This window comes from Photorhabdus asymbiotica, from assembly GCF_003634575.1.
Classification (GTDB): domain Bacteria; phylum Pseudomonadota; class Gammaproteobacteria; order Enterobacterales; family Enterobacteriaceae; genus Photorhabdus; species Photorhabdus asymbiotica.
In genome coordinates this window covers 1-14,514 of record NZ_RBLJ01000004.1, presented here as the reverse complement: position 1 = coordinate 14,514, position 14,514 = coordinate 1, and the positions used below count along the sequence as shown (strand labels likewise).

Sequence of the window (14,514 nt, the reverse complement as noted above, 5' to 3'; positions counted from 1 at the left end):
GGTGCTCAAATTCACAATAACTGCAAAGTTTGAACAAATCCGTAAATTCATTATGAAGATATAGTGAGATAATGGGGTGAGAATATTTTAAATTAATAAAGGGGAAATAATTCCCCCCAAAGATAACGCTGTTTTCAGCAATTTCCAGATGGCTAAAACTCACCTATTCAGATTTTCCAGTTCCACCCAGCGCTATAAATAAGATAATGAACATCTGCATCCTCAGTAGCGTTAGCTCTCTCACCTCTTTCATCCAAAACATCGTTATATCCATAAGGAAGTATCATGCTGGAGCCACAACTGCTACATAGCAATTGAATGTCCTTTATCGCTTTTTCAGCAGAATATTTTGCTGGTAAGTAACATAAATATAAATATTGATCGGATGAGCTATAAATATTTTGAGGGATCTTAACCCAATCTCCCTCCGGATTTTTGTCTTTTACAGTGATGAACTTTAACTCAGTGATACAATCCTTATTATCGATATTGGGATCATATTTTGCTTTATGCATAAACAGACAAATATTACCCTTATTATTCAGATTTTCATCTTTAGTGGATTTTAATCCAATATACCCTTCAGGAGGAATGTTAGTATTATTTATCCCAATAATAATCTCATCAATATAATCCACATGTATACGTCGTTTAGCAGATTCCGCCGGAGCCCAGACAGTTTCAAAATGCTTTTTAAGCTTGGCCTTTTGTGTTCTGTCTGAACACAGTTCCCAAATCCCCGTCAAGGGGTTGGAGTCTGTAAAGTTAACTAATTCAGGGGCATTGGGAACACTGGCTTTCCAGTCTTCAAATGCTTTTTTCGCTGCGGCTATTTCTTCTGCGGAAGGTTGCTCTGCACTTGTCGCGCCACCAAAAGGATCAAACCGAGATAAGTCACCGCCAATGGCGTGGGTTTTTATGTTAGATGTTGACCGAAATTTCTTTATATCCTCCTGAAATGAATTTGCTGTACGAGCAGAGAGACCGATAAATCCCGCAAATGAGGCGGCGGCAACCACGTCAAAAGAGTTTGTTAGATTCGATGTATATTTGTTTGTAGATGATGCATATTGTGCGCAGCCACCCATGATCACGCCACTCAGAAAGTGAGAGCCCCAGGTATTAAATAGGTCATTCATATCCTCCTCAGTATCCGCCTTATCAAGGGCCGTTTTAACACTCTCTTTAAGAAACTCTTTTAATGCTTCTGCTGAACTTTTCAGTATATAGAGGTCATAAGTATACTGAATGCGGGAAAACGCATTTTCAAAAGCCGTCAGGCTGTCTGTATCAAAATCGACTCTCAGTGATGCGCTAAAGAATACATAGTTGCCTTTAATACGGCTTTTACTGGAAATACTGCTTTGATATGACTCAATAGATTCGCCTGACGCGTTGGTATATTTTAAATCCCCGACACTATAACAATCGACATAATAGGGAACTTTTAGAGTTTTGCCGAGGATAGTGATTTTCTTGAAATTATCTTCACTGGCATTAATTTTTCGCTCATCGAAAAGCGAATGCATACAACTTCCCACGTTGCAATATTTACCAAAAACATCATAACTTGTGCCGATCATTTCAGCACCGGCCACAACAGTATCATCGAATAGGGACAGTTTTCGAAAATAATTTCGATCACGAATTTCGACGTCTCTTTCACTATTTACCTGTTTTAATGGTCTTCCTATTTTATCGTTAGACATACTGGAACCTCATATTAATAGGGAATAAATTGACAATAGATATCGCCGCATTCTTGATGAGAGTTTAGAATTTAATACCTACAAAAAAGAATAGAATAGAAGTGAGAAATATCAACAAAGTGATGATGAAAATAATGGCATACGCATTCTAAAATAGATGCTATTCGGCAATAAAAATTGCCATCAAAAGTAATAATTTGTCATATTATGTATTTACAAACCTAATTCACCAGCGCCATTCAGTTTATTTAAAATGTCAATCACTGTCAACAATCTCATATTTTTTCTTTAAATTCATAGCATAAAATCAGCATAACATTTCTTTATTCATTATTATTCCATTAAATATCCATAACTATTAATTTGCAAATTAAAACAATAGGAATAATATTGCAAAATAATTAATAGACGGGATGTATACCCTATGGATTTCACAGGGCGCCATGACCTGAATCCTGACGCCTCAAGTTTACCTAACACATATTTTCAGATAAATAATGAGCCACAGATTCTTCGTGGCAAGAACCGATAACATCAGCGTGAGGAAGCGCTTGTTTCACCCGATCATGCGCAGTTCCCATTACCACGCCCTTAGCCACCGTTGAAAGCATTTCCACATCATTCATTCCATCGCCAAATGCAATAGTTTGACTGATTGGAATACCAAGAAACTCAACTAACTGAGTTAAAGCCCATCCCTTTGAAACAACGCTATCCATGACTTCCAGACACCAAGGGAATGAGAAAGCGATATTGGTACTATCAGAAAATAGATTACTTAAATGATGCTCTAATTTAACCAACGCATCATGATCTCTGCTCTTATGAATGAAAAAAATTTTCTCAACCATCTCACAAGGCATTTCATCAACCGATCTGACCGTTGGACTAAAATTATCATTCTGATTAAAGTCACTGAAACTATGGTGTATTTCACTGGTTAACCATTGAGAACCACAATACATATTAATCACCAAATCATTATCCGCCTGCGTCTCTTCAATCAGTTTTTTTACGATGTGGCCCGGTAGATATTGTCTGATATCTAAGTTCCTACAAGCAGTTGTTAATCTGGCTCCGTTAGAGGTAATCAAGTGTACCGGTATATCAAAGCCATCAATAAGAGAATTTACATCAGTATGATGCCTGCCGGTAGCAAACACTATTTGCTTTCCCATATTTGATAAATCAGTTAACACCTGGCGGGTAAACTTACCAATCGTATCCCCTTGAAGTAAAAGCGTTCCATCGAGATCTGTAGCAATAAGATTATACATTAGCGTATTCCGGTATATACCCTTCATCTTTCAAGTTGCTGCTTTGTTAGCTGCTTTCACTTACCTCAGTCACATCGTTATCTATGCTCCTGGAGATGCGTTCACTTGCCACCGCGCTACAACTGGAAATTTATTGGTTATAGTAAAAACAGTTATTATCTAAACTTTATTAATAAATTCAAGAAATACTTGATTATCAATATCATGTTTTCTTCCAGACAATAATTAATGTTTTTACAACAAATATTTTTTCTCATCTGATATATTTGATTTTTCTATAAATTTAAAAATAGAAAACGGAATCTGATTCACAATTGGATACGGGTAATGATTATTTACTAATTAGAGGGAACATCGGCGATAAAAACTGGAAACTATCCAACTAAATTAAAATATCTACTAACCGAAATAACTTATCAATTTAAATAAAAATCCGCAAAAAACGATTACAGTCAATTGCGGATTTTTTAATTGAATAACCTATTAACCAGCAGCAAAAACCTGATTAACAATATTCAATGCTTCCTGCTCAATCTTTTCCCTATGCTCAGGGCCAAGGAAACTTTCGCAGTAAATTTTATAAGCTTCTTCTGTCCCTGATGGGCGGGCCGCAAACCAACCATTCTCTGTCATCACTTTCAAACCGCCGATTGATGCTCCATTACCGGAAGCTTTCGTCAACCGAGCGGTGATTGGATCACCCGCAAGTTTGTCCGCTTTCACCATTTCTGGCGATAGCTTAGCCAATAATGCTTTCTGCTGATGACTTGCCGGCGCCTGAATACGGCTGTAGCTTGGTGTTCCAAAACGGGCAGCTAACTTATTGTAACGCTGCTGTGGATTTTCCCCTGTTACTGCGGTCATTTCTGCCGCCAGCAAGCACAAGATAATGCCATCTTTATCTGTGGACCATGGCGTACCATCGAAACGCAGGAAAGCAGCGCCGGCACTCTCTTCACCACCAAAGCCCAATTCACCTTTGTGTAGGCCGTCAACAAACCACTTGAAACCAACCGGAACTTCTACCAATTCACGCCCCAGATCGGCCACGACGCGATCAACCATGGCACTGGAAACCAACGTCTTACCGACTGCGACATTTGCTGACCACTGCGGACGATGGCGAAACAGGTAATCTATCGCGGTTGCCAGATAGTGATTTGGGTTCATTAACCCCGCAGGAGTCACAATACCGTGGCGGTCATAATCAGGATCGTTTGCAAACGCCAGATCAAACTTATCACGCATTGCCAGCAAACCGCTCATTGCCCAAGGGGACGAGCAATCCATGCGAATGACACCATCGTGATCCAGATGCATAAAACGAAATGTTTGATCTACCTGATCATTAACCAACGTCAAATCTAAATTGTAGTACTCACCAATACGCTGCCAGAATGCAATACCGGAACCACCCAAAGGATCAATGCCGATTTTTAATCCTGCCTTCTGGATAGCGGCCATATCAACCACATCCCCAAGCGCAGCAACATACGGCTCAACTAAATCTTGCGGGTGCAGATATTCACTACTCAATACTTGAGCAAATGGCAGACGTTTAACGCTTTTCAGACCTTCTGTAAGCAACTCATTAGCACGACGTTCAATAATCGAGGTCAGATCAGTATCTGCGGGGCCACCATTAGGCGGATTATATTTAATACCGCCATCTTCTGGTGGATTATGGGATGGCGTAATAATAATCCCATCAGCCAGCTCTCCCCTCTGGCGGTTATAGCAGAGGATGGCATGAGAAATCGCAGGCGTTGGGGTAAACCCGTTATTTTCCTGCACAATCACATCCACATGGTTGGCGGTTAACACTTCCAACACAGAAATAAAAGCCGCTTCCGACAAAGCATGAGTATCTTTACCCACGTAGCAAGGACCGTTTATCCCCTGTTGCTTGCGAACTTCTGCTATTGCCTGAGCAATTGCCAGAATATGGGCTTCATTAAAGCTACTACGCTGAGAACTGCCACGATGGCCGGATGTACCGAATTTAACCTTATGCAGCGGATTTTCTGGCTGAGGATGTAAGGTGTAATACTGTGATGTAAGTTGCGCTATGTTTATCAGATCACTTTGGCGGGTAAGCTGCCCCGCGCGGGAATGAATTGCCACTTTAATTTCTCCTGGATAGCTGCACCGCTTTGTCTATTTCACAGCGCAGCTTTAATCAGTTAAATCGTGCCACACACCTTTTCAATAAGATTGGCTGAGAATTTCATATCATGCATAATTTGCTCAACCATATTACGCTTACGGTCAGTATTGGTGTTAGTAATTACCCAAAAAGGTGTACCTGGAATGTGACGTGGTTTAGTTTGTTTGCCACTAGCAAGTAATGTCTGTTGATCACCGGCAAAATAAACCCGGGTGCGACCATGCATTGCATCGGTAGTCTGAGAAAAACTTTCGCTGTTCAAGCTATATAACGTGGATAAGATCAACATAAAGCGATCAACTGATTTTTTCTTCTCAGCATAATCATCTGAAAGTAGCAATTCACGTATCACACGAACAGAATCACGCGGGCGGGCTATTGGCGCTTTCTCCACAGCGCAGGCAGGCTGTGCACTTTGTACTGGCTGTTCGGCGTTAAAATTCAGCATTCGCCGTAAAATATCAGATGCACTTTCACCAATATGCTGTGTATGGCTGGCAATATAGCGGTAAAGGTCTTCATCAACTTCTATTGTTTTCATTTCTATCCAGTACTGTTCTAAATAAAAAATTTAGCCGGATTATAGAGTATAAATAGGGAAAACAAAACAAGTAAAATTTCAATAACTTAAAAGTATTTCCGTGTGAAAAACAACGTAACAAAACAGACACTTTTCATCTAAAATAAATCAATTAGTTACATAGATATTGTCAATAAAAACCTCGCCATAAAACAGAAAATTGCTCATAAAAAGTGCAAACAATCCACTGCCATATTTCGGGAAGATTTAGTGGAGTAATGGAAGTAAAATCCCAACTTTTAAACTGGGATTTTATCGTTTAAAGAAACTGAACAAACAAGGGACTCACCTCAATTGTATTTTCAGTAATTATTACTTACTTGCATCATTAACGTAGCTTGATATAGAAAATTATTTTGATCAAATTGTAGATGCAATGCATATTTTTCATTTTCATACTTTATCCAACGATTGATATATCCCAATAATATATCTATTTTTCCTCCCCCATTTGTTGACGGCTCACCTAATGCCTGTATAATTTCTATCTCACTCCATTCTGAATTTATTCCAAACATTAAGTTTCCTTTAAATATGGAGTACCCTTCATTCTCATTGAAGTAAAAATGAATATGATTTAATACATCTTTTCTAAAACCAATTTCTAAACCTGAATGTGGATATTTATAATATTTTGTATGTCCTATAGGATCATTGTATTCACTTGGATCTTCATATAGTTGAGCATTTTCCTCTATAGCTAAATTAAGATCATAAAATTTCTTCGATACCTCAGTAGTACCGAGGGCATTGATAAACTGCATCCAATCAACCATTATTTGATTACTCCGTTTGTCGATTTCGTTCTATGATTTCTTCAACTGCCTTATCAACATCAACTGATTTTTGATCATAACTTAATTTTGACATATTAATTCTCAATGCACCAACATCACGATTGACTGCAGCATTGAGATCCATTGCATCCTGCTCAATCTGTTTTTGTGTGTTCCTACCTTTATAAGTTGGGCCAGCAGCATGAACACTTTTAGGAACTTCAATTGCTGTAGCATTTTGATAAAGATTCTTGGCCTCTTCATCTGTCAGAGGGCGTCCTAACTCACTTTCTTTTGCTTTTTTTAGGGCAGCAAATGATGGAATATGATCGTGCTCAAGTTCATCACCTGGAACTTCTCTATCTTTTAACTCCTTATAAGATCCAATATCAAGCACCTTGACTGGCACTTTGATAACATTCCCAATTTGTTTATTCCCACCTGATGACGGCACATAAGACTCTTTCTTTTCTACCCTAGCCGGGGCAATCCCCCTCGGAGGATCAATAACAACGATATCTTTTATTTCATTAACTGGTCCAACATAGGAAGAAGTTAGCCTAATCCATATCGGACCAATCCATCCAAATTCTGTATTTGAACTACCCCTACATTTTAAAAGCCGGGAAGAACGTGGAGTAGAAGACAGAACAACTGGTAAAGTACTAGAAAACGGGGGTCGATATAAAGTAGAAGACCAAACAGCTGGTAAAGTAGAAGACCGAACAACTAATGCTGGTAAGGTACTGGAAAACCGGGTTAGATATGGCGGGCTAACAGATTTAATAAGGCACAACCCCAAAGGATCTACCCAGGTCAACGGATTATGCACATACCCATAGGGATTTTCTCCTCCAAGCAGCCCGATTGGGTCTTCGGCACTATCCCGACGCCATCATACGGTTTAGCCGACTTTTCCCCCTGATTTAGCAGCCTTTTTTCTGGCCACCTTTTCCCACCCTGTTAAAGAGCATGCCAACTCGCCCCGACGGGCACTTTGCCGATTGTAGCTCACTTTTTCCCCGACGTCAGCGCCGGGTTTCAGCCCCCTTTTCCTGCCGGAACCGGGTTTTATCGGGAACTCGCGACGGCGGGGCAGCTTGCCTGCGCCGCTGACGCGGGTTGGCCGGGGGCGGGCCGGCGAGGCCCGCAGGTGAAGCCGTTAAGCGGGGAGCCCCTGCCTGCGGGGGCGGACGGGGCGGAGATGGCGAGGACGGGAACGAGCGAGGAGCCTGCGACTGCGAGCCGGACGCAGCCAGTGCAGCGGGGTTGGGCGGGGGCCATAAACCGCGCCAGCTTGCTGGCCTGCCTTCAGGGCCGTTGACCTTAACGGGCTGACCGGCAACGATTTAAGGCAGGTTTGGGCGCCGGAGCCGCCACGGACGGCGGCGACTGCGGCGGTGGATTTTAGCACTGATAGTGACAGCAGCGGGTGAGCGAGCGAACCCGGTGCGCCGCTGGGGCTGAGAGGCTGAACCCGGCGGCCAGCCGCGCACCGGAGGTTAGGTGACCGCGCAGCGCCCTTGGGTGGGCGGCGCCGACATAATGTTTTGTTAAGCGTGGCGGGCCGTTCAGGCCCATTGCGCTTAATGCCACATTATGTTGAATGGCGGCTGACCGGCAACGATTGTCACCGAGAACGCCGGGGTTCAGCGCCGGGCGGCCGGCATTTACTGCCGGGCACGCCGAAGGTAGGGAGGCAGTCTGTGCGCAGGGACGCGCACAGTCTGCCTTTCACTGCACCCCACTCGCTTACAGGGAACCGGCTAACCTTCGGACTGTCCAGCCGCACTGAGGTTTCAGACCGGCTTCGGGCTGTCCGGCTGGTCGCTATTTGCCTGCTTATCGTCTGGCGGTGTTGCCTGCTTTGACTGCCGTTCTGCCGGGTGCGTCTGCTCATGCACTTCCTTTAAGTGGCCGATTGCCACCCGCGTATAGATTTGGGTGGTTTCCAGCTTTTCATGCCCCAGTATCGCCTGGATGTGACGGGTGTCCGCGCCGTTCTCCAGCATCTGGGTTGCCATTGAGTGGCGGAACAGATGGCAGGCCCCCGGTTTAGCCAGTTGCGCCTGTTTACGGATGCTGTCGGCGGCTATCTGGGTTAACGTGCCTCTGGCCAGTCCCCGGCCTTTCTTAGTGATAAACAGGTGACCGCTGTCCCCCCGCCGCGTTAACTCGGGCCGGACGCTGAGCCAGCGGCTTAACCAGTGCAGCGCCTGTTCGCCGATGGGCACCACCCGGTCTTTACCGCCTTTACCCTGTCTGACCAGCACTACGCCGCGCCCGAAGTCCACCTCGCTTAACAGCAGGTTCGCCACTTCCATCCGCCGGATACCGGTACTCCACAGTACTTCAAGGATAGCGCGATTTCTCAGCCCGGTTGGGGTGTTGATATCCGTTGCGGCTAATACCGTGTGGGTTTCGTCTTCATTCATCACCTGCGCCGGCAGCCGTTTTTCTTCTCTTGGCAATACCATGTTATCCGTCGGGTTATACAGGATATGGTGACGTTGCAGCAGCCAGCGGAACCACTGACGTAAGACACTCAGGCGGTCCCGCTGACTGCCCGGGCTGTAGGGTTGACCGTTCGCTTTACGGGAGCTTCTCAGCCAGCGCTGGTAACTTTCCAGCAACGGCAGGCTGACCTGCGGCGCCGTCATCACGCCACGCGCTTCGCACCAGCTGATGAACGGCAACAGCCGCTCTTCATAGGACTCCTGAGTCCGTTCGCTTAAGCCCTGTCCCCGCACGGCTTCCAGCCAGGCGGCCAGATGCTGGCGTAAGGTGGCGAAGCGGGCCGGTATGGCGTCGGGTTGACCGTGGGTCTCCGTCACTGAGGGGCGTTTTTTTCTGTCTGGCGCGGCCAGTGTTGCCGCCGGGCTGGTCGGGATAGCGTGCTGTTGCTGCAACCAGTCGAACCACAGGCGTAAGGCGCGCAGGCGTCGGCGCTGACTGTCCGGCGTATAAGGCTGACCGTTGGTTTTGCGGTACCGGGCCAGATATTGCTGCCAGTTTTCCAGTAACGGCCCGGTCACCTGTGAAGCTGACAGGATGCCCTGTTCCTCACACCAGTTGACGAACGGTGACAGCCGTTCATGACGGGCGGACTGGCTCTTTTGACTCGCCCCCTGCAACAGCAGGGTATCCAGATACGCGTCCAGATGCTGGCGCAGGGTCAGCGGGCGGGGGGTGGATTGATGTTTAACGGGTGATGACATGATGGGATTTCCTGTAGGGAACAGCGGTTATTGTTATCGGTGTGTGATACGTCACTCCGGTACGATGGCTTGATTTTTAAGTGGCCGGAACAGTCCTTTTCTGTCTGCCCCAACTTGCGGACCGCTCCACCCAGTATTGCTGCGGTCTGGCGTCCATTTTCCGGCCTCCAACTTGGACCCAACTTGACCCCAGCTTGAGGGCAACTTGCGGTTCAGTCAGTCCAACTTGCGTCGGTCGTATTCCGGGTTTTCGGGTTCGATGATGAGCTGGCAGTACGATACGACGACTTTTTCTTATTATTGCCGGAACAGTGTTTTTCAGCCTTCCCCAACTTGCGAACCGTTACATCCAGTATTGCTGCGGCCTGAAGCCGGTTTTACGACCTCCAACTTGGACCCAACTTGACCCCAACTTAGGGGCAACTTGCGGTTCAGTCAGTCCAACTTGCGTGAGTCATATTCAGGGTTTTTCCGGCGCTGTCAGGTCAATCAGGCCGCACAGGTGGGCTTCTTCTGCGCTGTCGCCGTTCCACAGCAGTTCATACTGCAACAGATGGCCCCGGCTGCCGCCGTGGACTAACAGGTATTCCATGTCGGCCAGTCGCTGACAATGGACTTTTAACTGGTTATCGCTCCATTGGGTGTAACTGCGGATATCCCGGCGGGTAAAACGGACAGCATTCACCGGGCGTTGCTGCGTTGCCGCCGTCTCTTTCACCATTTGCTGTATCAGCAGCAACAGTTTCCTTGTCTGGGGCGGCATCTCATCCAGCGTGCGGCCTAATATCTCGTGGGCCAGTCGGTTGGCTAAGCTAATATCGTCTTTGGTCACCTCGATATATTCAAGCCGTTTGCCCCGGTGTTCCGCGGTTTTCACCTCCCGCTGGTGCTGATGCAGCAGGGCGATACTTTGTATCAGGGTGAGATATTTCATGTGGTCGCGTCGGGTGCGGGTTTTATCGCTCATGAACGTTAACTGTGAAGCATAAGGGTTAACGACATTCAGCGGGCGTAACAGCCGCTGGGCGTTTTGATGCAGTTCGGTGATATACGTCTTTTCATTCTCCGCCAGTAAGCCTTCGAGGGTCTGCTTATGGCGCTGCAACGCGTGGATAGCTTCGGTCTGTTCCCGCGATTCGTTCACCGTCAGCACCAGACAGCGGTTTAACAGCTCTTCATCGACATCTATTGCCGTGGTGGTGAGCATCAGCATCACCGGGCCTTTTACCGTGTACTGTTTAGTCACCAGATTGCCGCTGGCGTCATCTTTACCGGTACTGGCAATGGTCAGTTCGCCGTCGCTTTGTAACAGCTTAAGCGCATAGGCGGCCTGCCGCACCCCTTCCTCTTCGGCAATGGCTAAGATTTTATGCTGGAGATTGGTTTCGCCCAGATAGAACAGGCTCTGGCCGGTCATGGCGCTGTATTGCAATCGTTCTTCTTCCGGTATCAGATTGAGTACCGCATCCATCAGTGAACTTTTCCCGGCGGCGCTACTGCTCTGTATCAGCACGGCCAGCGGACGGTCCAGCTTGCGACTGACGGCAGCTAAGTAACCGGCCAGCAGGTTGGTGCTTTCCCCTACCACACCACAGGCGGCTAAGTCAGCGGTGATACGCTCGCTCAGTTTCGGGTCTTGCAGCAGCGCCAGCGCCGCTGCACGCTGGTCCTCGCTCAGTTCGGGAACCGGTGGGGTTTCGGTTTGTTCACTGACACCGGCCTGTTGACACTGTTCCAGTACCAGCAACACCTGCCCCAGCGCCCGGCGCAGGTCGCCTTCGGCCAGCCCGAGTTCGGTGGCGGCCAGTCGCGCATACCCGCCCCGGCTGCGGGCGCTCATCATGTCCACGCTGTCCGCGAACATCACGCCGCTGTCGGTATCAACGACCTGGACATTCACTTTCATCACCGCCGCCCCGGTTTTCACCTGTGACAGGCCCCGGATACCCCACTGTTGTGTGCCGAGGGTGAGGGATATCTCACCATTAGCGCCGGTTTCCCAGACCACATTCGGCATTGACGGCAACGCGGCTATACCGGCGGCTAAGGTGCTGACCGTTTCCGGCACCGGAACCGGCTGATGTTCAGCCAGTGCGGCCCGCTCTGTTGCGGTGGTGGCCTGTACCTCTGCCGCTTCCTGCATCGGCACGGCACTGTCGAGCAACAACCCGAAGGCCCGTTCCGGCTCGGCGACCTGACACAGATAGCCGTTGGCATCCATGCCCTCGGGGAACACCACCCGGAACACGGTGATACCGACGGCGGTTAGTTCGGCGGCCAGTTTTACCGCCGCTTCATTGCCTGCCGGATCATTGTCGTAGGCGATCAAGACCTGCTTAACACCATACCGCTGAAACGCCTGCCGCATCTCATCGGTGAAGCCGTTCACCCCATAGGCGGCGGTGACATGGCGGTGACCGGCTACCCAGAACGACAGGGCGTCGATCAAGGATTCACAGAGGATAACCGCCCCTGAACTGATCAGCGCCGGCTCATTCCATATCCCGTCATGTGCGCCGGGAAGGTACAGATGCAGCGGCGTTCCGCTGCGTAAGCGGTCGGTGATTTTGCGCCCGTAGATCTCACGGATCTGGCCGTTCGGGTCGATAACCGGTATGACCAGCGAACCGGTAAAGTGCTCGTGCCCGCTGTCGCGCATCAGCCCCACGGCCCGAAGACGGGCGCGGATCTGTGCGCCGGCCTGCACCGCCTTGATGGGCAGGCGATAGGCTAACGTGCGGTTGGCAAAGCCCAGTTTAAACTGGGCGACTAATTCCGGGTGGTTGAGCCGCCGTTTTTCCAGATAAGCCAGGGCTTCGGGGGCATTCAACAGCGTATGATGGTAGAACCCGACGACCCGACTGAGCAGCGCCTGCCGTCCGGCGTCATCATCGGCCAGCATGGCGGGTTCATCCGGTTGCACCAGCGGCACCACCGAGGGGTTATCTCCCAGTATCCCGCGCAACTGTTCCACGGCCCGGCGCAGACTTAAGCCTTTGGTTTTCATTACCCAGTCCAGCACGGAGCCGCCGGCATCACAGCCAAAACAGTGATAAAGATTTTTTGCCGGTGAGATAACCATTGACGGGGTTTTCTCCTGATGGAACGGGCACAGCAGCACGTAATCTTTGCCGCGTTTAAAGAGCTGTCGCCCCTGTTGCTCCACCACGGCGACTAAGGAGACGGCGGCTTTCAGGTGCTGTAATTCGGTTTCGGGAATGCGGGCCATAAAAATGTTCCTTTTAAACCCTTGTCAATAGACATATATGTAGATTATATTATCTATACATTGTGGGATTTGCAACAGGCAGCTAAAAAAGGAGACGGTACAATGAACCCTATTGATTCATTGTGTGCAGGGTTGGATATGTCAGCATTTGCAGAGCGTCTTCGTTTGTTGCGTGAGGCACGTAATTTAAGTCAGGTTCGGCTGGCTGAGCTGCTGGGAGTTGATCCACGCGCTTATAATCGTTGGGAGAAAGGCGCGAGTGCGCCCCATCTGGAAACGGTTATTAAGATCGCTGATGTACTCCAGGTCACGATAGATGAACTGGTTGGCCGCAAGGCTATATCGGATGAAGTGAAGATCCGCAACCACACATTACATTCCTTGTGGCAAAAAGCGGACCTGTTGCCAGATACCGATCAACAAGCGTTGATCGTGGTACTTGACAGCTTTGTCAAGAAAGCGATGGTTGAACAGGCAATGGGATTTAACGGTACTAAGCGTTGAGATAGCGCGGCAGACAGTGAGTTCGCACCTCACCCCTGCCGCTTACCACAAGCAACTAAAAGGGTAGTTACTATGGCTAAGGCGCATTCTAAGGCAGAAGCGGCGATAAATAAAGCCGTGAAAACAGAACGTTATTACACGGTGGGGTATGTGCCGAACGGGAATAAGGTCAACAATGTCACCCCGGCAATACATCTTAAGGGCCAGTGGCTTAAACAGGCGGGGTTTAATACCGGCGGCCAGATTACGGTGAAGGTGATGGATGGCTGTCTGGTACTGATACCGGACAGCGAAGCCACCCAACAACAGCATCAGCAATACCAGCGGCAACAGAACCAGCTTAATGAGATTAAGCTGCGGATGCGTGAGATGCTGGCTGAGTACAACGCGGGCTAAGGGAGGGGATAAAATGAAAATGGTGATTGAACATTTACAGGACATTCAGTTAACCCACATTGAAGCGCTGGCCTTGGCCCAACTGGTTAAGCGGCTGAACTGGGCGGAGATACGGGCTTGCGCGGTGAATGACGAGGAAGCGTATCAGATTAAGGATGCGATCTCTAAGCTTCGATCTGCTCTGGCTTACCGAGGGTATGCGCCAAGATAGATCATAAGAAGGCCGGAAGATCACGCGGATCTTTCCGACCTTAACATCATTTAATTTGCTATTTCTTCCCAAAACTCATTTGTCTGAGAGCCAACATATTTGATAATTTCTGTGAATGTTTCTTTACCTAAGAAAATAGTTCCAGCACCTCTGATAAATAATTCAAAATTAGCTGAAACTTGTTCAAAGTCATCCATTGATGATTCACTGGTCATAACAAAAAACCTCACCAGTAATAGTGTTTAGTAATATGGTATAAGGATCAGATATTGCTATAACGATAAACTCTTTAGGTCTATTTTCACCAATCCACCAATGATTAAAAGTACCCTCACTATTAATATTTACTATCATTTTCGAGATAATCAGAACTATTACCAAATGATATGTTTCCTAATGAAAAATTATCTAAATCATAGTCTTTCATGAATGATAGAAATTCTTTAG

The 14,514-nt window shown here is 47.6% G+C and carries 11 protein-coding genes and 1 pseudogene; 3 read left to right on the top strand and 9 right to left on the bottom strand.

Annotated features, from left to right (window positions below):
* Nucleotides 1-167: 167 nt before the first annotated feature.
* From BDD30_RS15870 to BDD30_RS15830, 8 genes and pseudogenes are all read right to left on the bottom strand, one after another.
* Complete coding sequence (locus tag BDD30_RS15870; RefSeq protein WP_015835119.1) at nucleotides 168-1,709, bottom strand: multivesicular body subunit 12; 1,542 nt, start codon at nucleotides 1,707-1,709, stop codon at nucleotides 168-170.
* A 473-nt stretch (nucleotides 1,710-2,182) separates the two neighbouring features.
* Nucleotides 2,183-2,986, bottom strand: a complete 804-nt coding sequence (locus tag BDD30_RS15865; RefSeq protein ID WP_015835120.1) for a Cof-type HAD-IIB family hydrolase — start codon at nucleotides 2,984-2,986, stop codon at nucleotides 2,183-2,185.
* A gap of 483 nt (nucleotides 2,987-3,469) precedes the next feature.
* Complete coding sequence (pgm, locus tag BDD30_RS15860) at nucleotides 3,470-5,110, bottom strand: phosphoglucomutase (alpha-D-glucose-1,6-bisphosphate-dependent) (RefSeq protein ID WP_015835122.1); 1,641 nt, start codon at nucleotides 5,108-5,110, stop codon at nucleotides 3,470-3,472.
* A 59-nt stretch (nucleotides 5,111-5,169) separates the two neighbouring features.
* Complete coding sequence (gene seqA / locus BDD30_RS15855) at nucleotides 5,170-5,694, bottom strand: replication initiation negative regulator SeqA (RefSeq protein ID WP_015835123.1); 525 nt, start codon at nucleotides 5,692-5,694, stop codon at nucleotides 5,170-5,172.
* Between the two features lie 341 nt (nucleotides 5,695-6,035).
* Nucleotides 6,036-6,509 carry a DUF6392 family protein gene (locus BDD30_RS15850; RefSeq protein WP_015835124.1) on the bottom strand — a complete coding sequence of 158 codons (474 nt, stop codon included), beginning with the start codon at nucleotides 6,507-6,509 and terminating at the stop codon, nucleotides 6,036-6,038.
* A 772-nt stretch (nucleotides 6,510-7,281) separates the two neighbouring features.
* Nucleotides 7,282-7,383 (bottom strand): annotated as a pseudogene (locus BDD30_RS25090) (RHS repeat-associated core domain-containing protein); the annotation flags it as partial.
* Between the two features lie 925 nt (nucleotides 7,384-8,308).
* Nucleotides 8,309-9,343, bottom strand: coding sequence for a site-specific tyrosine recombinase XerC (xerC, locus tag BDD30_RS15835; RefSeq protein WP_049795249.1), 1,035 nt, complete (start codon nucleotides 9,341-9,343; stop codon nucleotides 8,309-8,311).
* 844 nt (nucleotides 9,344-10,187) lie between these two features.
* Nucleotides 10,188-12,956: a CHC2 zinc finger domain-containing protein gene (locus BDD30_RS15830; protein WP_012777136.1), complete on the bottom strand. Its 2,769-nt coding sequence runs from the start codon at nucleotides 12,954-12,956 to the stop codon at nucleotides 10,188-10,190.
* 102 nt (nucleotides 12,957-13,058) lie between these two features.
* Between BDD30_RS15830 and BDD30_RS15825 the strand changes: the two genes are divergently transcribed.
* The 3 genes from BDD30_RS15825 to BDD30_RS15815 all read left to right on the top strand — a co-directional run bounded on the left by BDD30_RS15825 (nucleotide 13,059) and on the right by BDD30_RS15815 (nucleotide 14,067).
* Entirely contained in the window at nucleotides 13,059-13,460 is a 402-nt protein-coding gene (locus BDD30_RS15825; protein ID WP_012777137.1) for a helix-turn-helix domain-containing protein, read from the top strand.
* 72 nt (nucleotides 13,461-13,532) lie between these two features.
* Complete coding sequence (locus BDD30_RS15820) at nucleotides 13,533-13,856, top strand: SymE family type I addiction module toxin (RefSeq protein ID WP_012777138.1); 324 nt, start codon at nucleotides 13,533-13,535, stop codon at nucleotides 13,854-13,856.
* A gap of 13 nt (nucleotides 13,857-13,869) precedes the next feature.
* Nucleotides 13,870-14,067 (top strand): DUF7706 family protein, encoded by a 198-nt coding sequence (locus tag BDD30_RS15815; RefSeq protein ID WP_041381610.1) that lies wholly within the window; start codon nucleotides 13,870-13,872, stop codon nucleotides 14,065-14,067.
* Nucleotides 14,068-14,117: 50 nt separating this feature from the next.
* Here BDD30_RS15815 and BDD30_RS24300 read toward each other — a convergent pair whose 3' ends face one another.
* Nucleotides 14,118-14,282, bottom strand: coding sequence for a hypothetical protein (locus tag BDD30_RS24300; RefSeq protein ID WP_249039938.1), 165 nt, complete (start codon nucleotides 14,280-14,282; stop codon nucleotides 14,118-14,120).
* Between the last annotated feature and the right edge of the window lie 232 nt (nucleotides 14,283-14,514).